The 24,237-nt window shown below is 37.2% G+C and carries 24 protein-coding genes; 13 read left to right on the forward strand and 11 right to left on the reverse strand.

What is annotated here, in order from left to right; genetic code table 11:
- Nucleotides 1–151 precede the first annotated feature (151 nt).
- The 5 genes from A1D18_RS01030 (at nt 152) to panC (ending at nt 5,670) form a co-directional block, all read left to right on the forward strand.
- The gene (locus A1D18_RS01030) at nt 152–880 is read left to right on the forward strand and encodes a TerC family protein (protein ID WP_071661969.1); all 729 of its coding nucleotides are present in this window, start codon (nt 152–154) and stop codon (nt 878–880) included.
- Between the two features lie 138 nt (nt 881–1,018).
- Nucleotides 1,019–2,536, forward strand: coding sequence for an LbtU family siderophore porin (locus A1D18_RS01035; protein ID WP_071661970.1), 1,518 nt, complete (start codon nt 1,019–1,021; stop codon nt 2,534–2,536).
- A 188-nt stretch (nt 2,537–2,724) separates the two neighbouring features.
- A complete protein-coding gene (coaBC, locus tag A1D18_RS01040; RefSeq protein WP_071661971.1) occupies nt 2,725–3,945 on the forward strand; it encodes a bifunctional phosphopantothenoylcysteine decarboxylase/phosphopantothenate--cysteine ligase CoaBC in 1,221 nt (406 codons plus the stop codon).
- A 191-nt stretch (nt 3,946–4,136) separates the two neighbouring features.
- Nucleotides 4,137–4,928, forward strand: coding sequence for a 3-methyl-2-oxobutanoate hydroxymethyltransferase (gene panB / locus A1D18_RS01045; RefSeq protein WP_071661972.1), 792 nt, complete (start codon nt 4,137–4,139; stop codon nt 4,926–4,928).
- Nucleotides 4,906–5,670 carry a pantoate--beta-alanine ligase gene (gene panC / locus A1D18_RS01050; protein WP_071661973.1) on the forward strand — a complete coding sequence of 255 codons (765 nt, stop codon included), beginning with the start codon at nt 4,906–4,908 and terminating at the stop codon, nt 5,668–5,670. The genes panB and panC overlap by 23 nt, the downstream gene beginning before the upstream one ends.
- 16 nt (nt 5,671–5,686) lie before the next feature.
- Here the strand turns inward: panC and A1D18_RS01055 are convergent, their stop codons facing one another.
- From A1D18_RS01055 to A1D18_RS01090, 8 genes are all read right to left on the reverse strand, one after another.
- Nucleotides 5,687–7,804, reverse strand: a complete 2,118-nt coding sequence (locus A1D18_RS01055) for a RelA/SpoT family protein (protein WP_071661974.1) — start codon at nt 7,802–7,804, stop codon at nt 5,687–5,689.
- Between the two features lie 18 nt (nt 7,805–7,822).
- Nucleotides 7,823–8,062, reverse strand: a complete 240-nt coding sequence (gene rpoZ, locus A1D18_RS01060; RefSeq protein ID WP_071661975.1) for a DNA-directed RNA polymerase subunit omega — start codon at nt 8,060–8,062, stop codon at nt 7,823–7,825.
- A gap of 160 nt (nt 8,063–8,222) precedes the next feature.
- A complete protein-coding gene (gap, locus tag A1D18_RS01065; protein ID WP_071661976.1) occupies nt 8,223–9,239 on the reverse strand; it encodes a type I glyceraldehyde-3-phosphate dehydrogenase in 1,017 nt (338 codons plus the stop codon).
- A gap of 15 nt (nt 9,240–9,254) precedes the next feature.
- The gene (tkt, locus tag A1D18_RS01070) at nt 9,255–11,258 is read right to left on the reverse strand and encodes a transketolase (protein WP_071661977.1); all 2,004 of its coding nucleotides are present in this window, start codon (nt 11,256–11,258) and stop codon (nt 9,255–9,257) included.
- 58 nt (nt 11,259–11,316) lie between these two features.
- Nucleotides 11,317–12,504 (reverse strand): amino acid permease, encoded by a 1,188-nt coding sequence (locus A1D18_RS01075; protein ID WP_071661978.1) that lies wholly within the window; start codon nt 12,502–12,504, stop codon nt 11,317–11,319.
- A 7-nt stretch (nt 12,505–12,511) separates the two neighbouring features.
- Entirely contained in the window at nt 12,512–13,708 is a 1,197-nt protein-coding gene (locus A1D18_RS01080) for an amino acid permease (RefSeq protein WP_084028684.1), read from the reverse strand.
- Nucleotides 13,709–13,716: 8 nt separating this feature from the next.
- Nucleotides 13,717–14,625, reverse strand: coding sequence for an LpxL/LpxP family Kdo(2)-lipid IV(A) lauroyl/palmitoleoyl acyltransferase (gene lpxL / locus A1D18_RS01085; protein ID WP_071661980.1), 909 nt, complete (start codon nt 14,623–14,625; stop codon nt 13,717–13,719).
- The gene (locus A1D18_RS01090) at nt 14,615–14,935 is read right to left on the reverse strand and encodes a (2Fe-2S) ferredoxin domain-containing protein (protein ID WP_071661981.1); all 321 of its coding nucleotides are present in this window, start codon (nt 14,933–14,935) and stop codon (nt 14,615–14,617) included. Before A1D18_RS01090 ends, lpxL begins: the two co-directional genes overlap by 11 nt.
- A gap of 190 nt (nt 14,936–15,125) precedes the next feature.
- On the opposite strand from A1D18_RS01090, the gene A1D18_RS01095 reads away from it, so the two are divergent.
- The gene (locus tag A1D18_RS01095; RefSeq protein WP_071661982.1) at nt 15,126–15,590 is read left to right on the forward strand and encodes an Hsp20/alpha crystallin family protein; all 465 of its coding nucleotides are present in this window, start codon (nt 15,126–15,128) and stop codon (nt 15,588–15,590) included.
- Between the two features lie 136 nt (nt 15,591–15,726).
- Here the strand turns inward: A1D18_RS01095 and A1D18_RS01100 are convergent, their stop codons facing one another.
- Entirely contained in the window at nt 15,727–16,236 is a 510-nt protein-coding gene (locus A1D18_RS01100) for a uracil-DNA glycosylase family protein (RefSeq protein WP_216095007.1), read from the reverse strand.
- Between the two features lie 89 nt (nt 16,237–16,325).
- Between A1D18_RS01100 and A1D18_RS01105 the strand changes: the two genes are divergently transcribed.
- From A1D18_RS01105 to tilS, 4 genes are all read left to right on the forward strand, one after another.
- Nucleotides 16,326–16,622, forward strand: a complete 297-nt coding sequence (locus tag A1D18_RS01105; protein WP_071661983.1) for a PA3496 family putative envelope integrity protein — start codon at nt 16,326–16,328, stop codon at nt 16,620–16,622.
- A 2-nt stretch (nt 16,623–16,624) separates the two neighbouring features.
- Nucleotides 16,625–17,572: an acetyl-CoA carboxylase carboxyltransferase subunit alpha gene (locus A1D18_RS01110; RefSeq protein WP_071661984.1), complete on the forward strand. Its 948-nt coding sequence runs from the start codon at nt 16,625–16,627 to the stop codon at nt 17,570–17,572.
- A gap of 39 nt (nt 17,573–17,611) precedes the next feature.
- Nucleotides 17,612–18,211 carry a nicotinamide riboside transporter PnuC gene (pnuC, locus tag A1D18_RS01115; RefSeq protein WP_071661985.1) on the forward strand — a complete coding sequence of 200 codons (600 nt, stop codon included), beginning with the start codon at nt 17,612–17,614 and terminating at the stop codon, nt 18,209–18,211.
- A 91-nt stretch (nt 18,212–18,302) separates the two neighbouring features.
- A complete protein-coding gene (gene tilS, locus A1D18_RS01120) occupies nt 18,303–19,640 on the forward strand; it encodes a tRNA lysidine(34) synthetase TilS (RefSeq protein WP_071661986.1) in 1,338 nt (445 codons plus the stop codon).
- 96 nt (nt 19,641–19,736) lie between these two features.
- Here tilS and A1D18_RS01125 read toward each other — a convergent pair whose 3' ends face one another.
- Nucleotides 19,737–20,966, reverse strand: a complete 1,230-nt coding sequence (locus A1D18_RS01125) for a Do family serine endopeptidase (RefSeq protein ID WP_143750408.1) — start codon at nt 20,964–20,966, stop codon at nt 19,737–19,739.
- 216 nt (nt 20,967–21,182) lie between these two features.
- On the opposite strand from A1D18_RS01125, the gene coq7 reads away from it, so the two are divergent.
- From coq7 to A1D18_RS01140, 3 genes are read left to right on the forward strand one after another with little or no spacing between them, the layout of a single operon-like run.
- A complete protein-coding gene (gene coq7, locus A1D18_RS01130) occupies nt 21,183–21,824 on the forward strand; it encodes a 2-polyprenyl-3-methyl-6-methoxy-1,4-benzoquinone monooxygenase (RefSeq protein WP_071661988.1) in 642 nt (213 codons plus the stop codon).
- Nucleotides 21,825–21,840: 16 nt separating this feature from the next.
- Nucleotides 21,841–22,962 (forward strand): mechanosensitive ion channel family protein, encoded by a 1,122-nt coding sequence (locus A1D18_RS01135; RefSeq protein WP_071661989.1) that lies wholly within the window; start codon nt 21,841–21,843, stop codon nt 22,960–22,962.
- A gap of 18 nt (nt 22,963–22,980) precedes the next feature.
- Nucleotides 22,981–23,844 (forward strand): Rossmann-like and DUF2520 domain-containing protein, encoded by an 864-nt coding sequence (locus A1D18_RS01140; protein WP_071661990.1) that lies wholly within the window; start codon nt 22,981–22,983, stop codon nt 23,842–23,844.
- A gap of 9 nt (nt 23,845–23,853) precedes the next feature.
- On the opposite strand, the gene rpsT is transcribed toward A1D18_RS01140, so the two are convergent.
- Entirely contained in the window at nt 23,854–24,213 is a 360-nt protein-coding gene (gene rpsT / locus A1D18_RS01145; RefSeq protein ID WP_425429434.1) for a 30S ribosomal protein S20, read from the reverse strand.
- Nucleotides 24,214–24,237 lie beyond the last annotated feature (24 nt).

Below are 24,237 nucleotides of genomic sequence, written 5' to 3' on the forward strand. Positions count from 1 at the left end.
AATTATTTTTACAACCTAAATTTAAATAAAACATTAAGCCCGCGAAAGCGGGCTTTTTTATTAGGTAAGTAAAATTTTGTAATGCTATAGATCTTTTTACAATCGATTTATTTTATGATCTATAGTAATTAGAACTTTCCTGAGGATAATTATGTTTGAATTATTTTTTTCTGCTGAAGCTTGGATTAGTTTACTTACCTTAACCGCATTAGAAATTATTTTGGGAATTGATAACCTAGTTTTCATTTCTATAGTAACCAATAGACTTCCTAAAACTCAGCAACATTCAGCACGCCAATTTGGTTTATTACTCGCTTGTTTGACGCGCTTGCTTTTACTGGCAACCTTAGCTTGGATAACTAAGTTCACACAACCTCTTTTTACCTTAGTGGGTCATGTTTTTTCAGGAAGAGATTTGATACTCATCGTAGGAGGATTATTTTTACTTGCAAAAGGGACCAGTGAACTTCATTTTAATGTAACTATTACCGCAGAAAATAAAAGTAGTCTGCATCGATACTCACGATTTTCAATGGTTATCATTCAGATTATGTTACTAGATATTATTTTTTCATTAGATAGTGTGATCACCGCAGTAGGAATGGCTCAGGAATTTATCATTATGGCCTTAGCTATTATCATCGCAATCGTACTGATGATTTGGGCCAGTGGACCCATCAGTCATTTTATTAGTACCTACCCGAACTTAAAGATTCTCGGTTTAAGTTTTTTATTGTTAATTGGCTTAGTCTTAGTAGCGGATGGCTTTGGTTTACATGTGCCTAGAGCCTATCTCTATTTTGCTATTGCTTTCTCAGTATTTGTAGAATGGTTAAATATTCTGGCTAGTCGATGGCGACAGAAAAAAAATTCGAATTAGAGGCTTTTTTTAAAAATCTAGGGGTATTCACCCCCAGGTGAAGGCTTAGAGAGCCCATAAAGAAAAATATGCTTGCATTATCGACTCTTTTTTGATAAATAGAGGGCTAGCTTATTTCCAATAATAAGGTGTTCCCTCATGCTAAGTAATAAGTATAAATTAACAGTGATAATGGCTGGCTTTTTTTGGTTAAGCTTACTCGGCAACGTTGCTTTAGCGGATGAGACTTCACCATCAAATGATGATGAAATCAGAAGACTGGCACAAAAAACTCAAATTTTAGAGTCCGAATTGCAACGCGTGCAAAATCAAGTGGCTACTTTACGTAGGCAATCAAACCCAGATCATCTTTCTCCTACAGAAATTGCTAATCATCAAAGTTTAGTTACTTCTCTGCACCCTTTTTTTATTATTGGCACGCCTGTCGTTAGCTCACCGTATATTGGGATAAACTCCGAATTTAATGCTTCTGACTTAATCGTTAATCAGCCTTATGTGAACGAGGATCTCTATTTACTACAGCAGCGAAAACGGATTTACAATTATTTAATAGAAAATGGGCATTCTTTTCCAGCGACACCGGTTGTTAATCTGAGTGGAAAAGTAGAGTCCCAGATCTACCATACTAGCCATTTTGGTACTTTTCAAAATAACTCAGCGACAGATATTAATTTGACGGGTATTGAGTTAGATACTGAAATTTTAGTGAATCAGTGGGTAACAGGTCTTATCGCGTTTGTTTATGATAATACTCCTCCTGATATGTCGCCAAGACGCATTGATAATTCGCATGTTTTTTTAGAGCGGGGGTTTTTAACCATAGGAAATTTAGCTAAGTTTCCTCTGTATGCGACCATGGGTCAATTTTACGTGCCATTTGGTCAGTACTCATCTTCAATGATTAGCGATCCATTTACTAAAATCTTAGGCAGGACCAAAGCGAGGGCCTTGGAGTTAGCTTTTTCAAAACAATTTAATGATGAAAATAATTTAAATTTATCGACTTTTGTTTTTAGAGGACCAAGCCGAACCAGTATAGACAATAATGGTCTACGGAATTATGGAGCTAATGCGGAGTATATTTTTACTAAACCTAAATGGAATATTGATATAGCAGGAAGCTATATTCGTAGTATCGCGGATTCCATTGGAATGCAGCATAATGATAACGATGGAACTAATAATTTTGAAGGATTTGCTACTAACAATAATACTGAAATTCTTAATCCTGTGTCGGGTTTAGATGCTCGCGGAACGTTGAGCATCGAAGCATTTAGTGTTACGGGTGAATATGTTACGGCTAGCCGTTCATTTTCACAAACAGTATTATCATTTAACGGGCAGGGTGCTAAGCCTTCAGCTTTTCATGTAGAGGCAGAGTATAAATTTAATGTGTTAGAAAAACCTAGTGCAGTTATTATTGGATATGACCAATCCAAAGATGCTTTAGGTTTACTCATTCCTAAGAAGCGCTATATAGCAACCGTTAGTACATCCATTTGGAAATATACCATCGAAAGTTTAGAGTTTCGCCACGATATTGACTATAGTGCAACAGATGTTGCTCAAGGCCAATCGGGTTTAGGGTTTAATCCTATTAATGGAACAGGAAAAAGTGGTAATACAATTACTTTACAAGTTGGCTTATATTTCTAAAGATATACGCTTCGCACTTTAATTTTTGATTGTTGCTGCTCAACTCGTAATCCTCATGTAGGTTAATACAGTCTGGTTGCTTCGTTTTCACGCCGCTTTGCCAAAAAATCCAATTGCTGTGAGTATAAATTTAAGAAAATTTATATAGAGGACCATACTTTGATGCCCCTTTTTGTTATTCTAAGCCGATGAACAAGCGTATTTTGTTGGGTATTACAGGTAGTATTGCTGCTTATAAAACACCTGAACTTATTAGAAAATTAAAAGAACAACATTATGAAATTAGAGTTGTTTTAACTTCCTGTGGCAAAGCTTTTGTAACTCCTTTGACATTACAAGCAGTTTCACAGCATAAAATATATGATGAACTTATAGATATTGAAGCTGAAGCGGCAATGAGTCATATTGAGCTTGCACGATGGCCTGATTGCATTTTGATAGCCCCGGCTACAGCCCATCTGATTGCTAAATTAGCGCATGGTTTTGCGGATGACTTATTGAGTACCTTATGTTTAGCTGCCAACGCGCGTTTAATTATTGTGCCTGCCATGAATCAAGCGATGTGGTCAAATCAGGCAACCCAAGATAATATAAATAAACTCAAAGAAAGAGATTGCTTGTTTTTAGGGCCTGGGGAAGGAAGTCAAGCTTGTGGTGAGTTTGGTTTTGGTCGCATGCTAGAGCCGCTAGAGATAGTGGAAGCACTATCAAAAGTATTTATTAAACCTTATTTACAAGAACAGAGAATTTTAATTACCGCAGGTCCCACTCAGGAAGGTATCGATCCCGTGCGCTACTTATCAAATCGTAGTTCGGGTAAAATGGGATTTGCTTTAGCGCAGGCGGCTATTGAGGCAGGTGCTGAAGTGACACTCATTAGTGGACCGGTTGCTTTAATTCCCCCCCCCAAATTGAAGTTTATATCGGTGAAGACAGCTACTGAAATGCTAGTAGCTGTTCAGAAGGAAATTAGTCATCAGACAATTTTTATAAGTACTGCTGCGGTGGCAGATTATCAAATAGTAAATCCAGCATTACAAAAAATTAAAAAATCCAATGCGTTACTCACTTTGCAATTAAAACCCACAATTGATATTTTAGCCTCCGTTAGTCAAATGAATTTACAACCTAAACCTTTACTGGTTGGATTTGCTGCTGAAACTGAATATATCTTAAAATTTGCCGAAGAGAAGCGAAGAAATAAAAACATAGACTTAATGGTAGTTAACGATGTAAGTCAATCGGATATTGGTTTTGATAGTGATAAAAATGAAGTAACGGTATTGTCTTCAGATGTGCCTATACATCTTGCATGTGCAACTAAGCAATCAATAGCCCAACAATTATTACATATTGTGGCGAATCGTATACTTAGCATGTCAAAAAAAAATGCTAAAACGCCTCTTTAGAGCGAATGAAATAGGGATAAATAGTCAGATCGCTTGATAATGGGACATTTGCTCTTTAAACTAAGCATGCTCCTAGCCTTTGTGGCAGAGACAAAAATTTAAGTGCGAAGAAAGTATACCGATGAGGACTTGATCATGCGACAGGTACCTAGTGTTCTTTGCTATTACCATTCTTTACGGGTAAATAGCGTATGAACGTTTTAAAGTTTTCTGAAAAAAAAATAACTAAAGAAAAAATCGTAATCTTAACTTGTTATGATTACAGTACCGCAAAAATTCTTAATGAATCTTCTTTAGATGCCTTATTGATTGGCGATAGTCTTGCCATGACTATGCATGGCTTTAAAGATACGGTTATGGCTACATTGCTTATGATGGAGCTTCATACTGCGGCGGTGTCTCGAGGTGCCCCTTCTAAATTTATTATTAGTGATCTCCCTTTTTTAAGTTATCGTCAATCTGTTAGTCGTAGTGTTATTGCTGCGCAAAAGCTTATGCAAGCAGGTGCACAGGCTATTAAGTTAGAAGGTGCCGCAGGCAATCTTTCCTTGATAGCCCATTTAGTCGAGTCAGGTATTCCAGTTATGGGTCATATAGGTTTAACTCCGCAATTCATCCATAGCTTAGGTGGATATAAAGTCCAGGGGAAAACTCCTGCTCAAGCAGAGCGACTTAAACAAGACGCCTTAGCTCTAGAGCAAGCAGGTTGTTTTGCTATAGTCCTAGAATGTGTTCCATCACTGCTTGCAAAAGAAATAACGGCTTCTTTAAAAATTGCAACAATTGGTATAGGAGCGGGTGTTGATACCGACGGACAGGTTTTAGTCATACAGGATTTATTAGGGCTCAATCTAGATTTTAAACCAAAATTTGTTAATCACTTTCTTGATGGTAGTCAATTGTTTTTAAAAGCCGTTAATCAATATAGTCATTCTGTTAAATATAAAGAATTTCCTCGCTATGAACATAGTTACCCAACTTGATGATTGGCAAGTCATCAGAAAAAAAAATAATAATAAAAACATAGGTTTTGTGCATACGATGGGTCATTTGCATGCGGGACATTTAAGTCTTTGTGCTCGTTCGCAAGCAGAGAATGATTTGACTGTGCTAGCCATTTTTGTAAATGCGACACAATTCAATCAGATAGAGGATTTTAATCATTATCCTCGCACGCTTGAAGAGGATAAAGCTTTGTTACGGAAACAAAAAGTTGATTATTTATTATTGCTAGATGCTGCCATTATTTATGGTGATAATTATCAAATTCAGATTCATGATATAAGTGATTTGAGTAAAGAATTAGAAGCAAAGTTTCGTCCAGGACATTTTACGGGGATGTTGACCGTGGTATTAAAGTACTTGAATATTGTAAAGCCTACACGCTCCTATTATGGCGAAAAAGACTTCCAACAATTATTACTTATCAAAAAAATGGCGCAAGCACTTTTTTTAGAAACAGAAATCATTGGTTGCCCAACGATTCGTGCCGCAGATGGTTTGGCTTTAAGCTCTAGGAATACTCGTTTGAACTTAGAACAACGCGCTAAGGCGGGTCATTTCCCTACTATTTTACAGAGAGCCTCAAGCTCTGAAGAAGCTATGCAGCAATTAAAAACTTTAGGGTTTAGGGTTGATTACGTTACGGATCATTGGGGAAAACGTTTAGCCGCTGTTTACGTGGGAGAGGTAAGATTAATCGATGCTTTGCCTATTTCTGCGTAAATAGATTCATCAGATTTTATAAAGAAAGATGACGTGTAATTTTTATTGTATATTGAATCGTACGCAAAAAACGAATGACTTTTGCTAAGTGCTTGCGATTTAGAACGGATAAAGTAAAGTGAATAATACTATGTTTTCTATCACGACTTTCAACTTTAATATTTTCAATATTTGCATCTGCTTTAGCAATATTATGTGTTAATAATGCTAACACACCATGTTGATCGATAGTTTCAATATAAATATCTGTTTTAAAAAAACCATTGGTTTGTTTTTCCCATTGTATCGAAATGGCCCGTTCAGGATTTTTTTTAATAAGTCGTGCGGCGTACTTACAACGTTGTAAATGCACAGTAAGACCATGTCCAGCATTGAGTAAACCTATAATTTCATCGCCTGGAATAGGTCGGCAACATTCGGCAAATTTGATTAAGCTATTATCTGCATTTTTAAGAAACAAGGGTAAGGAGTTAATTTGATTTTTAAAACTAGATTTCAAACTACATAAGGAATAAGCGACTAAAGCAGGATGTATATAACCGAGCCCAATGGCTTCGAGTAGATCTTCTAATGATTGGGATTGAAATTTTTGCAATGCCTTATTTAGATTTTTAGGGTTGATATGTGTACTGTCTTGCCCTAAAGGCGTTAGATGGTTATCCAGCAGGCGTTGGCCTAATTGAACCGCTTCATTATGCTGCTTATTTTTGAAAAATTGTCTAATATGGCTGCGCGCACGTCCAGTTGCTACAAACTCTAACCAGCGTGAATCAGGAAAAGTTTTCGAATCAGTAATGATTTCTACCGTTTGACCACTTTGCAAGTGCGTACTGAGCGGAACTAAATGTTTATCTATTCTGGCTGCAATGCAGTGGTTCCCGATATCAGAATGAATGGCATAAGCAAAATCGATAAGAGTGGCTTTATGGGGAAGCTCAATGATGTCGCCTTTAGGTGTAAAAATATAAATATCTGTGGGGAAAAGATCAATCTTCACTGTCTCCATAAATTCGAGTGAACTAGGAGTTGTTTGTTGGATATCCAGTAAGCGTTTAAGCCACTCTCGTGCTCTTAAATGTGGGCGTAACTCGTTAACCTTCGTTTTTTCTTCTAACCAGTAACTGACAATACCATGATCAGCGCCATTATCCATCGTAGTTGTACGGATTTGTATGTGGATTGAAGTGGCTTCAGGGGCGAATAAAGTCGTATGTAATGCTTGGTAACCATTCGCTTTGGGTAGAGCGATATAGTCATGGAAATGATCAGGTAGAGGCTTATAAAGATTATGTACAGCACCTAGTACGCGATAACAACTATCTATCTTATCTACAATAATACAAAAAATGGGGATATCAATGATTTCATTGAAAGATAAGTGATTCTCGCACATTTTTTTGTAAATTTGGTAGAGGTGCTTTTTTTTATGCCAAATGGCATGGAAAGGTAAATGATGTTTATCCAAGCACTCTTTTAAAGCAGATTCTATTTTATGGATACTGGCTTTATGTTTGCGTCGATTTTTTTGTACAGTTTCTTGTAATATACGATATCGCCAGGGATAAAGATTTAAAAAACAGAGATCTTCTAACTCTATGCGCACCAGATGCATACCTAATCGCTGCGCAATAGGTGCATATATATCCAGGGTTTCTTTAGCAATACGGTGCCGTTTCTCTACAGAAACGGCAGATAAGGTACGCATGTTATGTAAACGATCGGCTAGTTTTATGATGATGATGCGGATATCTTTTGCCATAGCCAGCAGCATTTTGCGAAAATTTTCTGCTTGAGCTTCAGCGCGGCTTTGAAATTGAATTTGTGTCAGTTTACTCATCCCATCGACAAGTTCTGCTATTTCACTGCCAAATGTCGCAGTTAACACCGTTTTTTCAATGGGAGTGTCTTCAATAACATCATGTAAAATGGCGACGATTAGCGTTTGAACATCCATGCGCATTTGAGCAAGAATTTTAGCGACGGCTATAGGATGGCTAATATAAGGATCCCCACTATGGCGTTTTTGACCAGAATGGGCCCTAGCAGCAAATTGATAGGCGTTATAAACCTGCTTTATTTGCTCAGGAGATAAATAGATTTGTAGTTCTTGTTTGAGGTCACTAAACATGTGCATGCAAGCGCCTCCGATTTTTTACAAGCCCGTAGATTGTGACCCACTTATGCCGCTTTCTTGCACTGATTTTTCTTCAGCTTCATTGAGTCTGCCACCCGCGATTTCTCTTAAGGCGATTACGGTAGGTTTATCGTTTTCGGGATCAACCATGGCCATGCCACCTTTAGCAATTTGCCGGGCTCGTTTTGAGGCTATAATAACTAACTCGAAATGATTTTTAACCTTCTTTAAACAATCTTCAACTGTAACTCGTGCCATATGAATTCTCTGTTTATTGAGCGAAATTGAACCTAATACTATAACATTATTTAACTATATCTATACTATATTTCTGGTGAAAATATAGCTTTTCCGCTATTTTTTGGGCTTAAGTCTAAGCGATGTCTAACTAAATACTTGCTTTTTAAGAGGATTGACTTTAGTTAGCTGCATTCATCAATGCGACAGTAACATCCAGCATTCTATTGGAAAACCCCCATTCATTGTCATACCACGCAAGTACCTTAACAAAGTCACCTATAGCGCGAGTTTGCGGTGCATCTACTGTAGAAGAAGCCGGATTATGATTGTAATCGATGGAAACTAGAGGCTCTTCACTATAATTAAGCAGACCTTTCAGTGGACTAGTTTTAGAGGCCTTTTTTAAGATTTCATTCACCTCTTGAGCGGTTGTTTCGCGTTTAGCCTGAAAACTTAAATCAACTAAAGAAACGTTTATTGTAGGAACGCGTATTGCTAAACCATCGAGTTTTCCATCTAATTCAGGATACACCAAACCGAGTGCCGAAGCGGCGCCTGTTTTTGTAGGAATCATCGAATGAGTGGCTGAACGTGAACGATACATATCAGAGTGATAAGTGTCGATAAGTACTTGATCATTCGTATAAGCATGAATCGTGGTCATTAAACCATGGATTATACCTAGATTTTCATGTAAAACTTTGGCTAAGGGAGCTAGGCAATTGGTAGTACAGGAAGCATTAGAAATAATGGAATAGCTACTTTTTAAGGTATGGTGATTAACACCATAAACAATAGTTGCATCCACTCCTTTCCCAGCGGGAGCGGAGATAATGACTTTTTTTGCACCTGCATTAATATGTTTTCTCGCTTTTTCTGGCGAAGTGAACAGGCCTGTACATTCGTGAACGACATCAATATCTAGTTTTTTCCAAGGTAAATTTTCTGGATCACGTTCCGAGAGGATCTTTATTCGCTGATCATTGATAACTAAATAATCTTTATCAACGGTTATGGTCCCTGAAAATTTTCCGTGAGTGGTATCATAACGTGTCAGATGAGCATTAATATCGATATTTCCTAAGTCATTTATAGCAACAATCGCTATATCATGCTGCTTAGGATTTTCAAAAAAAGCTCTTAAAATATTACGGCCAATGCGACCATAGCCATTGATAGCGATACGTGTTGTCATAGTAATTCTCCTAGCTTAATCGGCTAATAGTGGGTTTAGTATTTTAATAATGTTTTCTATAGTAAATCCAAAATTTTTAAAAACATCTGATCCGGGTGCAGATTCGCCAAATTGACTAAGTCCGATTACTTTTCCCTTACTACCTACATATCGATACCAAAAATCTTTAGTTCCCGCTTCTATAGCAATGCGCAATGTAATCGAGTTAGGAAAAATTTTGGCTTTGTAGGAAAAATCTTGTTGTTCAAAGCGATCAGCGGAAGGCATAGAGACGACACGGATTTCCCTACCCTGTTGATTTAAAGACTGTGCAGCACTGATGGCTAAATTAACCTCAGAGCCTGTTGCTATGATGATGGCTTCAGGTGTTGTGGAGGGACTATCGAGAAGAATATAAGCTCCTCGATGGATAGATTGTAAAGTTTCTTGGCTGTGTGTTTGTGGAGGGATAGCTTGTCGAGTGAGTAATAAACAAGTAGGCCCTAAATGCTGTATCGCTTGTTGCCAGGCAACGGCGGTTTCTAATGCATCGCAAGGTCGCCAAACAGAAAGGTTGGGAATAAGTCGTAAGCTATTAATGTGTTCTATAGGTTGATGAGTCGGACCGTCTTCTCCTAGTCCAATAGAATCGTGTGTATAAATAAAAATAACATGCTGTTTCATTAATGCAGATAAGCGAACAGCATTACGTGCATAATCGCTAAAGACCAAAAAAGTTCCTCCATAAGGGATGAATCCTCCATGTAATGCTATGCCATTCATCATGGCGGACATACCAAATTCACGTACGCCATAATGTAGATAATTACCGGCTGGATTTTCTTTGGTTAAAACTTGAGATCCTTTCCAAAAAGTTGAATTAGATTCAGTCAGATCGGCCGATCCACCTAACAACTCCGGTAAAAGAGGTGCAAAGGCATTTAATGCATTTTGTGAGGCTTTACGCGTGGCTATTTTTTCTGGAAGATTTTGATAAATTTTTTCTAGAATTTTTTTAGTTTTTCCTTCCCAATTTAAAGGGAGTTTTTTATTAATTCTGCGTTCATACTCTTTGGCGAGTTCAGAAAATTCTGATTGATACGCACTCCATTTTTCTTCCCAAGCTTTTTCTAAAGCATTTCCTTTAGAACGAGCATCCCAAGCTTGATAAATATCCTCTGGTATTTCGAAAGGCGGATAGTCCCAATGTAGTGCAAGTCGGGTGGCAGCTATTTCTTTTTCACCTAATGCTGCACCATGCGCTTGGTGGCTGCCCATTAAATTAGGAGCACCGCATGCAATTTTGGTTTTACAACAAAGTAAGCTGGGTTTATCGGTAACAGCACGAGCTTTTTCAATAGATAATTTAATTTGTTGTGGATCGTGACCATCAATATCAGGAATAACATGCCAATGATACGCTTTAAAACGTTCAGGCGTATTGTCTTTAAACCAGTCTGAAACATCACCATCAATAGAAATGTTATTGTCATCCCAAAAAGCAATTAATTTACCTAAACCTAAACATCCTGCCAAAGAAGCAACTTCGTGAGAAATACCTTCCATTAAACAACCATCACCTAAGAATACATACGTAAAATGATCGATAACGGAGTGAGAAGGACGATTAAAACGAGCGGCTAAATTTTTTTCCGCTAAGGCCATACCGACAGCATTTGCGAATCCTTGACCGAGAGGACCCGTTGTAGTTTCTATGCCGGGAGTTAAACCGACTTCAGGATGTCCTGGTGCTTTAGAATGTAATTGGCGAAATCTTTTAATTTCAGCTAATGGAAGATCATAGCCGGTTAAATGAAGTAATGCATAATGCAACATCGATCCATGGCCATTAGATAAAATAAAACGATCTCGATTACTCCAGTTTGGGTTGTTGGGATTATGAACTAAAAATTCTCTCCATAGGACAGTTGCAATATCTGCCATTCCCATAGGCATGCCAGGATGGCCTGAATTGGCTTTTTCTACGGCATCTATGCTTAAAAATCGAATGGCATCCGCATATTTTTTTTGGTAAGACATCAAAGGTTTTCCTATTTACCCATAATCAGGAATATTTAAAAAATTCGATTCAAATAAATTAAAAAACATCACTCACGATCGCATGCGCAATAATAATAGAGGAGGACAGGATCAGCAAACTTAATAAACTTTTTCCGCCCGTTACTCGATATCGTCCATCGATTTGTTGACAATATCGTCCAGACCAAGCCATCAATGCCGGAAGCAAAGCTAATAAGACGGCACACCATATGCCAGCATAATTTAATGCCAACATAAATGAAGCAGGGTAAAATAAAACAATCATTAAAGGAGGTAAAAAAGTAAGTAGATAGACAATAAATTTATTTTTTTCAGTATGGGTTAAGCTTAACCCATCCATTAAAAAATCAGATAAACTAATACCTACACCTAAAAAAGAAGTTGCTAAACAAATGGATGTGAAAATCCAAGCAAATAAAGTAATGCTTTTTTTATTTAATAAATGACTCAATGTATTGGTTAAATAACTAGTGGATTGGCTAGATTGCGCAATAGCAAAAAGCTTATTGATAGGGATAACTCCCATAATGGCTGCATTCCAAAAAATATAACAGATAAGCGGAATTAAACTACCTAGAATAATGACGCGACGTAATTGTTTAACGTTACTATGGAAATAACTGCGTAAACTTGGGATAATCGCGGCAAAGCCAAATGATGTAATGAGGATAGTAAGACTATTGGGTAAATAATGTATATTTCCCTGTCCTAGCTGCTTGGCGGATATAAAAGGAAATAGAAATAATATTAGGAGAAAAAAGATAAGTAATTTTCCTCCCATTAGAATGCGATTCATTAAATCAACTGAACGCATGCCTTTATAAACAATAGGGCCTAAGATAAGTACAAATAAGATGGCTGTAGCGAATACAGAAAACTGAATATCAATTTTTTGTAAGATTCCTTGTAAAAAATCTGAACCTCCAGCGATATAAGCGGCTAGTAAAGTATAGAGTAATAATAAATAACATAACCAGGCTATGACCTCGCCTGGAGCTCCTAAAGTAGCTCGTGCCATGGAAATTAAATGGCTATTAGGGGGGAACCAAAGGTTTACTTCTAAAATAAGCAAACCACCGGCTAGCATAATACCCCAACAAGCAATCAAAAAAAGCGATGAATTTAAAAAGCCAGCTTGGGCGGTGGCAAGAGGAACAGCTAACATTCCACCGCCTATTGCATTACCAGTAATTAATAAAATACCACCCAATTGTTTAATATTCATAGGATACTTAGTTAATGAGGCTTAAAATAATAATAAATAAGGCAATTATTATTAAACTAATTAATAAAGGCTTTCCTCCAGTAACTTGATAGCCTGAAGCACATTTTTTGATATATCGTCCACTCCAGACCATCATAGCAGGAAGCAGAATTAATAGAATGGCACAAAGTACCCCCGCATAAGATAAAGCCAGGATGAAAGCATGAGGATAACGGTTGGCAATGAGTAAGGGAGGAAAAAAAGTGACGGCATAAAGAAGTAACTTTTTTAAACCTTTTTTTTCAATTTGCAATCCATCACTGAAAAAATCAAATAAGCTTAAAGCGACACCTAAAAAAGAGGTAGCAAAACATATTGATGTAAATATTTTTGCTAAAAAATTAATTAACTTGTTATCAAGTAAATGACTTAAAGCGGCCATTAAATTGCTAGTGGAATGGCCTGAATGATACATGAATATTAAACCTGAGTCCCCATGTGCGGGGATGGAGCCCATAATGGTTAATTCCCATAAAATGTAACAGAGTAAGGGAATTAAGCTACCAATGAGAATAGCTTTGCGTAACATAAACAAATCATTAGTAAAATAGCTACGTAAGCTGGGGACTATTATCGCAAAACCAAATGAGGTCATAATGACCGTTGTGCTGCCTAAAATAATGCTAAGCCGATAAGTATTTTCCAAGCTTAATAAGTAATGAATAGAAATAAATGGAAAAATACAAATCACTAACAAAATAAAGGTTAATAACTTACTAAACATTAAACTCCTATTAACATAATCCACTGAGCCTAATCCTTTGTAAACGATGAGACTTAATAATCCTGCAAATAAAAGAGCGGAAAGTTTTGCTGGTAGGTTGATATGAAACGTTAATAAAAGATGTTGTAAGAAATCACTACCACCGGCAATATAAGCGGCTAATAAAGCATAGAGCAATAAAAGATAGCTAAACCATGCGACGATCTGGCCAAATCTACCTAAAGTTGTTTTAGCCATACTAATTAAATTGCTATTTACACTATGCCAAAGATTAACTTCTAAAATAAGCAATGCAGCAGCGGTCATTATTGCCCAGCACGTCACTAAAAAAAATAGGGCATTGATAAAACCTAATTGTGCAGTAGCAATAGGTAGAGCTAACATGCCTCCACCGATGCTAGTGCCTACGATAAGTAATATTCCGCCGATAAGTTTATGCATGTTTATTTTTAATAGAGATAAGGTTCACCTTGCGGCCTTGTTTTAAACCGCCGATGTATCCAGAGATACTGTTCTGGATGAGCACGGACAGCTTGTTCTAGCAATTGATTAAAACACAGCATATCTTGGTAATCATTGCCTTGGGCAAAATTTTCTAAAATGGGTCCGATAGTAATTTGATAGCCTTCACCTTTTGGAAGACGATGATAAAATAAAGTGACAACAGTTGCGCCAGTTCGACTTGCATAGCGACTAGGGGTTGAGATGGTTGCAGTAGAAATGTTAAAAAATGGCGAAAAAATGCTGTGTGTAGGACCATAATCTTGATCAGCCGCATACCAAATTGCTTTGTTTTGTTTCAAAGTTTTAATAATTTGGCGGATTGCATGACGATGTATAGGCTGCATCCATTTAAATTGACGATGTTGTTTTAGTAATCTATCGATGACTTGATTTTTTTGTTCGCGATAAACCACATACATTGGAAAAATACTAGAAAACAGGCGGCCACAAATATCCAGCGATGTAAAATGACCACTTAAAATAAGCACCCCTTTTTTTCTGGATATAGCCTCTTGCAGATGTTCTAAGCCATCTACATGAATGAGCGAATCAATTTTGTGATCAGGCATCCACCAAGCCATAGCCGATTCGATGAGCCCCATTCCTAAAGATTGAAATTGTTTTTTAAGTAAGTTTGTTCGTTCTTTGTTGGATAACTCAGGAAAGCAAAGTTTCAGATTAATTTCTCCGATATGCCGAAATCTTTTCAATAAATAATAGGAGATACGCCCTAAATTTTTACCAAATTGTAGTTGTAATCGGTAAGATAGTTTTGTGATGAGATATAAAATTCCTAAACTTAACCACGTAGGCCAATAGCGAGGGTGTAACAGATCTAAAAATTTATTTTTCATTAGATAATAATAATCGATTTATTATTTGTTTTTTTATTAAATGTTGTTGAATAATTTCGTCAATATCATGTTGTGTTTCGTAGTGATACCAGGTGCTTTCAGGATAAATCACCAATACAGGGCCCAAACTACAACGCCCTAGGCATCCAGAATGGCTTACTCGAATTTTTTGCGGTTGATTTTTTATCAGTAGTTTTAGGTTTGCTTTTAAATAGTCTAATAAGGGTTTAGCCCCACGTTTCGCACAACAATCCTTATTATTTTCTCGTAGATTAGTGCATAAAAAGATATGATGTTGATAATAGGACATAAATTTTTTTGTAGCAAAAATAAGAAAGTTTTTACTCTACCAGAAAAAAATAAGTATCTCTATTAAGCAGCTGATTTACAGACATTAAAGATTAGGGCTCAAGCTTAAAAAGCGGGATCGAAATCATAAAACTGATCAAATGCGTCTTTTTGAGTTAAACTAATAGTTTAAAATAGGAAGGGAGTAACTTATGTCAAATATTATACGGCACCGATCACCTTCTTTATTACACCAATTACACCGTCTGTCACAAGAGTGGGATCAACTCTTTGACCCCAGTCATCAACTCATTGAAGATAGTTCCATGGTTGAAACGAGCCATTGGGCGCCTGCCGTGGATATCAAAGAAGAACCTACTCGCTTTGTGCTCTTTGCAGATATTCCAGGGGTTGATCCAAAAGATATAGAAATTTCTATGGAAAGTGGTATTTTGACAATTAAGGGTGAAAGAGTGGCGACTCATACCGAAGAGAAGGAAGGGTATACACGAATTGAGCGATCAAAAGGTAGTTTTTACCGCCGCTTTGCTTTGCCTGATACTGCAGACGCCGATAAGATAACTGCTGAAGGAAAACAGGGCGTACTTAGAATCATTATCCCTAAAAGTGAAAAGGCAGCGGCTAAAAAAATAAAGGTGGAGGATAAAAAAGATTAATTTTTTATCGCCAACTATGAATTAGGTAAAGAATTCGTGTATAAGCTAATAATCTCTTAGGGAGTTATACTTAATATTGTAGAACATGTTATACGTAAGGCGGGGAGAATGAATTTCTCAAACCATGGATTTCTTTTTAACCAAATATTATTGCGTGGTGATGGATGTGGTAGTGGAAAATAGGTGGGTAAATAATCTGCGAAAGAAGCGACGGTTTGGTTAAATTTGTTTTAGCCTGTTTACCTAAATAATGTTGTTGTGCATACTGGCCAATTAGTAAGGTCAGTTGAATGTTCGGCAGACCAGCTAAAAGTTTAGCTAACCATAAGCTTGCACATTCTTTTCGCGGAGGTAAATCGCCTGAAGGGCCCGTCCCAGGATAACAGAAACCCATGGGAATGATGGCAATTTGATTAATATCATAAAATGTTTTTTTATCGAGATTTGTCCAATGCCGTAAACGATCCCCGCTAGGATCGTTCCAAGGAATTCCCGTGTTATGTACGCGAATTCCTGGTGCTTGACCAACGATAAGTAAACGACTTAGATGATGTGCTTGTAATACAGGTCTGGGGTTTAAAGGTAAGTGATTGGCACAGAGTCGACATTCACGAATGTTTTTGATTAGAGGTAAAAGTTTATTCATAACAGGATGGAGGTTCTACTTGCCAAATGGGTATTACACCCACTAAAGTAAGCGCTGAAATAGGCTGCTTTATTTAATAGGTAGGATCTATGGAGTATAAAGAAACAGAGGCTTTATTAGAAGAAGATGATGGTGATGGAAGTAGTGATACTGAATTATCACCTGACATCTTAGACATTGAAGATGAAGAATTAGATACATGGCCTGAAGAATTGGCCTTAGATGCATTGAATAAGAAAACAAAAGTCTCGCCCGTTCGGTTTTCACTTGAAAAGCGCCGAGCTATTGAAGATTATTTAGAGCAACGACGATTACGTGAAGAATTCGATTATGAGTTTGAAAATGAACCTTCATCAGAAACTTCAGATGCAACAAAAAGTGAGTAGCTATGCACTTTAAGTTTTTGGATTTTGAACAGCCTATCGCAGAGCTCGGAGCCAAAATAGAAGAGCTACGTAAGTTAGGTAACGATGCCGAGCTTAATGTCAATGAAGAAATTAAACGCTTAGAGCAAAAAAAAATAGAATTAACCGAGTCTATTTTTCAGTCATTAAATGCCTGGCAAATAGTTCAGTTAGCGCGACATCCACAAAGACCCTATTTTTCGGATTACGTCAATAGAATTTTTTCTGATTTTGATGAGCTACATGGAGATAGAGAGTTTTCAGATGATTCTTCAATTATCGGTGGCGTGGCTAATTTAGCGGAACAACCCGTCGTTATTATTGGTCAACAGAAGGGTCGCTCCACGAATGAAAAAGTCCAACGTAATTTTGGAATGCCTAAGCCAGAAGGTTATCGTAAAACAATGCGGTTAATGGAATTAGCGGAGCGATTTAAATTACCTATTTTGACCTTTATTGATACCCCAGGAGCTTATCCTGGAATTGACGCCGAAGAACGTAACCAAAGTGGTGCAATTGCACAAAACTTACAGCGGATGTCTCAGCTGAAGACGCCTATTATTTCTACCATAATTGGAGAAGGTGGGTCAGGCGGGGCTTTAGCTATTGGAGTCGCCGATCGAATTTTAATGTTGCAATACAGTGTTTATTCAGTTATTTCACCAGAGGGATGTGCTTCTATTCTATGGAAAAGTGCTGAAAAAGCTTCTGAGGCGGCGGAAGCGATGGCTATGAATGCCGATCGTTTATATGAACTCAAACTGATAGATGCAGTGATTCAAGAACCTTTAGGTGGCGCTCATACTGATTTTGATGAGATGGCTAATCGACTAAAGGATGAACTTGTTAAACAACTAACACAGCTCCAGTATTTTTCTATGGAAAAATTACTCGAACTGCGTTTTAGCAAAATTTTAGCTGTAGGTACTTAGCTCTGAGATAAATCTAGTTTCTATTAATTGATTAAAATAATGAAACTTTTATATATTGAAGTAATAGCGTTTCTATCGGGTATAGTCAATATTTATCTTTTAACTCGCTGTAGTTTATGGAATTGGTTTTTCGGAATCATTACGGTTTCTTTATATGCCATCATTTTTTTTCGTACCAAGTTGTATGCCGATATGGGTCTACAGGGAGTTTTTTTAATTTTTCAGTTTTATGGACTTTATCAATGGTGTTATGGTAATCGTGGAAAGAAACCCATAGCGATGCAAATAATGCATTATTCTACGGGTTTGTCTTTAGTGCTAGCCGCGATTGTTTTATTTGCCAGTATTAGTTTTATTCTAAAACACAATACCGATTCTACGACTATTTATGCCGATACCACGATTACTACGTTAAGCTTGATTGCTCAATGGATGATGAGTAAGAAATATTTACATCATTGGGTTTTATGGATAGTGATTGATTTTATTTCTATAGGTTTGTATATCAGCAAAAACTTATATTTAACCTCCCTACTTTATTCAGTATTTCTTCTGCTGTGTATCAAGGGCTATTATCGATGGAGAGAAACTTTAATTAACTCGATATTGCCTCATTCCATCGCGGTTAAATCTGGCTAAAATCATCCTTGAGCCCACTTTTTTCATATTGGTTTAATTACTCTCGAACTTAGACTTTACAGATCCTAGGCAAATTTTGTAAGGTTAACTTATGTTTACGCACGAAAAACTCCAATTTTTATTAAAACAATACCCTGCATCTATTTGTTTTTGGATAGCCTATAGCGGCGGCTTGGATTCGCAAGTTTTACTCTATGCATTAAATCGCTTATTACCCACAAAACGTTTACGAGTTATTCATATCAATCATGGTTGGCATGTTGACTCAATAAAATGGGCGAATGTTTGCCGGCATACTTGTGAAAAACTAGGTGTTTATTGTGAAATCATCCCTGTGGATACGCATCCTAAATCAGGTGAAAGCCCAGAGGCATACGCCCGAGAAGTTCGCTATAGTGCTATAGCAAAAAGAATTCGACCAGGAGACTTTTTATTGACGGCTCATCACCGTAATGATCAAGCAGAAACTTTATTATTACAATTAGTTCGTGGCTCAGGTCTTAAAGGTTTAGTGAGTATGCCATTTTGTCAGAGGTTTGCAAAAGGTTATCTAATACGACCTTTGCTAGATTTTACCCGTACAGAACTTTATGAGTACGCTCAAAAGCATCATTTAACTTGGATAGAAGATGATAGCAATAGAGATTTACGTTTTAATCGTAATTTTATTCGTCATCAAGTGCTACCAGTTATTCAGCAACGTTGGCCTCAAGCAGACAAAACTATCGCAAGAGCCGCTGCAAATTTGGCAGAAGCGCATTCTCTGCTTGATGAGGTAGCCCACCAAGATTGGAGTATGGTTCAAGGGTCTGCACCTAATGTATTAATTATTTCTAGTTTGATGAAGTTAAGTGCTATACGTCGAAGTAATCTTTTGCGTTATTGGTTGCAGCAGTTACATTTTTCTTTACCTAGCCAAAAGCAATTAAAACAAATTGATATTTTACTAAAAAGTAGAGTGGATGCATCTCCTCAAGTTAATTGGAAAAATATTCAGTTACGTCGATACCGTGATAGTTTATATGTCTTAACTTTACTAGAAAACGAAAAAAATTTTATTTTTCAAGGTGTTACTCCATGGGAGTTGAGTCAGACACTGATATTACCAACATTAGATCAACTAACTACAAGGCAAGTTTTAGGGGTAGGATTGAACTATTCTTTACTCATAGAAGGACAAGTCGATGTGACTTTTCGGCAAGGAGGAGAACGGTTCTATGCAAGCAATCGTCAAGGTTCCCATCCGTTGAAAAAATTATTTCAAGAATGGGGAGTTCCTCCTTGGGAGCGTAATAGGGTGCCTTTAATTTACTATCGAAAGGAATTAATTGCTGTGGCTGGATATGGTATAAATCCTCATTTTGCAGCAAAGCAAAATGAGTTGGGTTTCGTTATTGAACTGATTCCAAAATCTTCTGACACAGCATGACCAAAATTGTCTAAAGGCGTAAACAAAGCAACAAGTATTCTATACTTCTAATGAATTGATCAGTGATTAAAATAATCAATTTGAACTAAAAGCTTCTTATTTAATCACTACAAATCTAAAGCCACCGCTGGATAATACGTTAACTAAAAGTTCGTGTTTACTTTGCTTAGCGATATCTTGTAGTTGAGCAACATTAGTTACAGCTATTTGATTAGCCGAGGTTATGACGTTTCCAGGACGGATACCGGCATGCCAGGCCATACTATTTTCATCGGTATCAACGACTTCTACACCGATCAAATGACCTTGACCTGTAATCGTTTGATTTAAGTCACGTAACACTAATCCATAGAGAAAGGGGTTATTATGTTCAGCGACTTTTTTAGAATCTTTAGGATCAGTCAAGTTTATTACTGTATTGATAGTTTTTCCTTTGCGCAATAGCTTGATAGTAATTTTATCTCCAACTCTAAGCATCCCGACGATATTTTTTACTTGTCCACCGTTATGGATGGGTGTACCGTTAATTGATTGAATGATATCACCGGTTTGAATGCCTGCTTTTTCAGCGGGTGAGTAATTAGGAACTTGAGAGACTAATGCACCGTTGGTGTCAGGCGAAATATGCAATGCGGTAGCTAATGCGGGTGTTAAATCTTGTACTAGAACACCCATTAAGCCTCGTTTTACCGAACCATATTCAGCTAATTGTTTCATAACGCCATGCGCCATGTTAATAGGTATAGCAAAACCAATCCCAATATTTCCTGGATTTGAGCCTGGCGCCAATATGGCCGTATTAATACCCATTAATTGGCCTTGTAAATTAATTAAAGCACCACCCGAGTTTCCTGGATTAATGGGAGCATCCGTCTGGATAAAATTCTCATAACCCTCTATTCCTAATCCTGTGCGCTGTAATGCGCTAACTATACCTGAAGTGACTGTTTGATTGAGGCCGAAAGGATTACCAATAGCGGCTACAAAATCACCTACTTTTAAATTATCAGAATTTCCTAGAGGAATAGCCGTTAGATGATCAGGGGTGATGGTAAGTAAAGCGATATCAGAAGCAGGATCTGATCCTTTAAGTGTTGCTTTAAAAACGCGACCATCACTTAAAGTAACGGTGATGGTTTTAGCCTCGCGAATAACATGTGCATTAGTTAAAATATAGCCTGCTTTTGCGTCTACAATAACGCCTGAACCCATGCTTTCAAAATGCCGTGGATAAGGACGCCCTGGTACAGGAGGGGGTAATTGATTAGGAGGAATATCTCCTTGAACAGAAACATTCACGACTGCTGGGAGTATAGGTTGTAACATCTGAGAGATGCTATTCTTGTTTATTTGATGAGCTAAGCTAAAGGGCCAGCCTGCGTAGCTTAAGGGGCAAAAGCCAATTATAAGTAAAGAACTGAATAATAATTGGTATAATAATTTTTTCATAGATTTGCGATGTCAAATGAGTAGCCGCTAAGCTTAACGTATTTTTTGGTTTTGTTGCAATTATCGATTATTATACACTCTAAAGGTTATTTAATGCGCGATTATTCTTTTTGGGATCAATTAATTTTACAGTTTGATGAAGCTTTAGGATCCATACCACTGCTCTCTGCGGCTACTCGGCCTAATCCGGCTGAAAATTTATTGATACAAGATAATGTTTTAAGTAAAAAAGAAAATCAACTTTCAGGCAGCTTGATGCGGATAAATCATGTAGGTGAAGTTTGTGCCCAAGCGCTCTATACCGGGCAAGCATTGACTGCCCGTTCCAAGATCATTAAACAAAAATTAAAAAAAGCGGCCGGAGAGGAGGTCGATCACCTCAATTGGTGCCGGCAGCGTATCCATGAATTAGATACCCATGTTAGTTATTTGAATCCATTTTGGTATATCAGTGCTTTGTTAATGGGTTTGATTGCCGGCTTGTGGGGCGATAGGGTAAGCTTGGGGTTTTTAGCTGAAACAGAACATCAAGTAGAAAGGCATTTGTATAAGCATTTACAGAAACTGCCATTACAGGATAAAAAAAGTCGGATTATTGTCGAGCAAATGCGCAAAGAGGAACTAGAACATGCCCTGACAGCTGAGTATGCTGGAGCTATTCCCTTACCGATTGTAATTCAATGGAGTATGCAAGGGTTGGCTAAATTTATGTCTATAATCGCGTATCGAATTTGATTCTAACTTCGGAAAAATGGTGAATTTTCTGCAAACACTCTTTAGAGCTTTATTACAATTTTGTATACTGAAAGCATTAATTATTCTTGTAGTAACAGCTATTCTTTGTTTCTTACTGCCTATTTTCTATCAAAAATACCAGCGACGTTTAAACAGTAAATCACCTATTTTAAGCGTTGCATTACTAGAGTCTATTTATAAACCCTTAATGGTATTGATTGCTATTATGGGCATAATCTATGCGTTGGAATCACTGTGTATCGCTTGGAAAGGGTTGAGTGTTGAGCAATTACATTTAATTCGAAATTTAACTTTCACAGGTTTATTTGCATGGTTTTTATGGCGTTTTGTTTCTGTTGCAAAAGAAGCTTTTCTGCAAACTTATAAAAATAAAACTCCGAATAAAGCCATTGATAAAACCCTAGTTCATGGCTTGAGTCAGATTGCGAAGCTATCCATTATTATTTTAACTGCTTTATCTGTATTTCAAATTTTTGGCTTTAGTATGGCGGGGATCTTAGCTTTTGGTGGTATGGGAGGAGTCGTCATAGGATTTGCCGCTAAAGATCTTTTGGCCAACTTATTTGGTAGTTTTATGTTGTTTTTAGATAGGCCTTTTGTGATAGGCGATCAAATCAGCTTACCGGCACTTAAAGTGGAAGGCGCCGTCGAAGAAATAGGTTGGCGAGTTTGCAGGTTACGAACCCCTGATTGTCGGCCTGTGTATATTCCAAATGCTTTATTTTTAAATTTAGTGGTCGAAAATCGATCAAGAATAAAATTTAGAAGATTTTATTGTCGAATTAGCTTACGTTACCAGGATTTAATGAAAGTTCCAGCTATTTTAGAGGATATGCAGTCAATATTAAAAGACAATACAGCTATTGATAAAAATAGGTCCATTACCGTAAACCTTAGTGAATTGGGTAATACTTCTCTTAATTTAGTAGTGATAGCCTATACCGATATTGTTAGTGGCGCAGATTTTTTAAAGCTTCAACAAGCATTATTTTTAGAATTGTTAGCCTGTATTCAGCAGCACGGCGCTGAATGGTCTTTTCCTAGTCATAATGTTTATTTAAACAAAGAAGGTAATCAGTTGCTTAGTTCTCAAAGTCAAAATGATAAAAACAATTAAACTAAGTTATTTGGCTAAATGAAATTAAAACTTAGTATCATCGGTTGTGGTCGCCTAGGAAAAACTTTGGCTACCTTGTTCCTTAAGACAGAACTTGTTTCTATTCAAGATATCATTAATTTCAGTATCGCTAGTAGTAAAAAGGCAGTTGCTTTTTTAGGGGAGGGTAGAATTTGTCATACCCTAAAGCAACTTAAACCCGCTGATATTTATTTAATTGCTACACCTGATGATTGTATTGAATTTATAGCGCAGCAAATAACTCAGCAAAATATATTAAAACAAGGTGATGTGGTTTTTCATTGCAGTGGTTTGGTCTCTTCTGAATCCTTGTATTCTGCAGCTCGTTTAGGTTGTTACACAGCGAGCTTGCACCCAATTTTTAGTTTTTCTGATCCAGTAATGGATGTAAAAAACTTTAGAGGAACGTATTTTGCATTTGAAGGGAGTAAAGAGGCATTCGATCGGCTGCTACCATTACTTAGCGCCATAGAAGGAAAGGTATTCGCAATTGAAAAAAAAAATAAGCCGATTTATCATGCCGCCAGCGTATTTTCCTCTAACTATCTAGTTACCTTATTGGCTATGGCAAAGGATTGTTATTCCAGAGCCGGATTACCGGATAAACTGGCTGAAAATCTTACGTTAGCGCTGATGTCTCAGGCCTTAGATAAAGCACAAAGACTGAAGCCTAAACAAGCGTTGACAGGGCCTCTGCAACGAGGAGATATAGTGACTTTAAAAGAACATCTATCTGCGCTGAAACCTTTTCCTGAATTAAAATATATTTATAAAAGTTTGGGAAAAGCTACATTAGCATTAACTAGGCACGACAAAAACCTAAAAAAATCATTAATGCAGCTTTTTATATCTGATATTTGAATGAGGATTTTAGGCAGTAACAGTATTTGTTAATTTGCGAATTCTAGCTAACAAACGACTCTTATGTCTTGCGGCTTTGTTTTTGTGGATGAAACCTTTATCAGCCATGCGATCAATAATGGGTGAAGCGACTCGGTAGGCCTCATCGGCTTCCATTGCTTTTCCATTCTCAATAGCGACAACAACACGTTTAATATAGGTCCGCATCATGGAGCGATAGCCGGTATTATGCTGGCGGTGTTTTTCTGCTTGTCGAACCCGTTTTTTTGCTTGTTTTGTATTGGCCAATGGACAACCTCCTGAAATAACAACAAACGAACTTACAATTAATAAATTTAGCGTAAGCCTGAATAAATAGGGGCCAATCATGCCCTTATAGAGGCTATTTGTCAA

The organism is Candidatus Rickettsiella isopodorum, assembly GCF_001881495.1.
GTDB lineage: Bacteria > Pseudomonadota > Gammaproteobacteria > Diplorickettsiales > Diplorickettsiaceae > Aquirickettsiella > Aquirickettsiella isopodorum.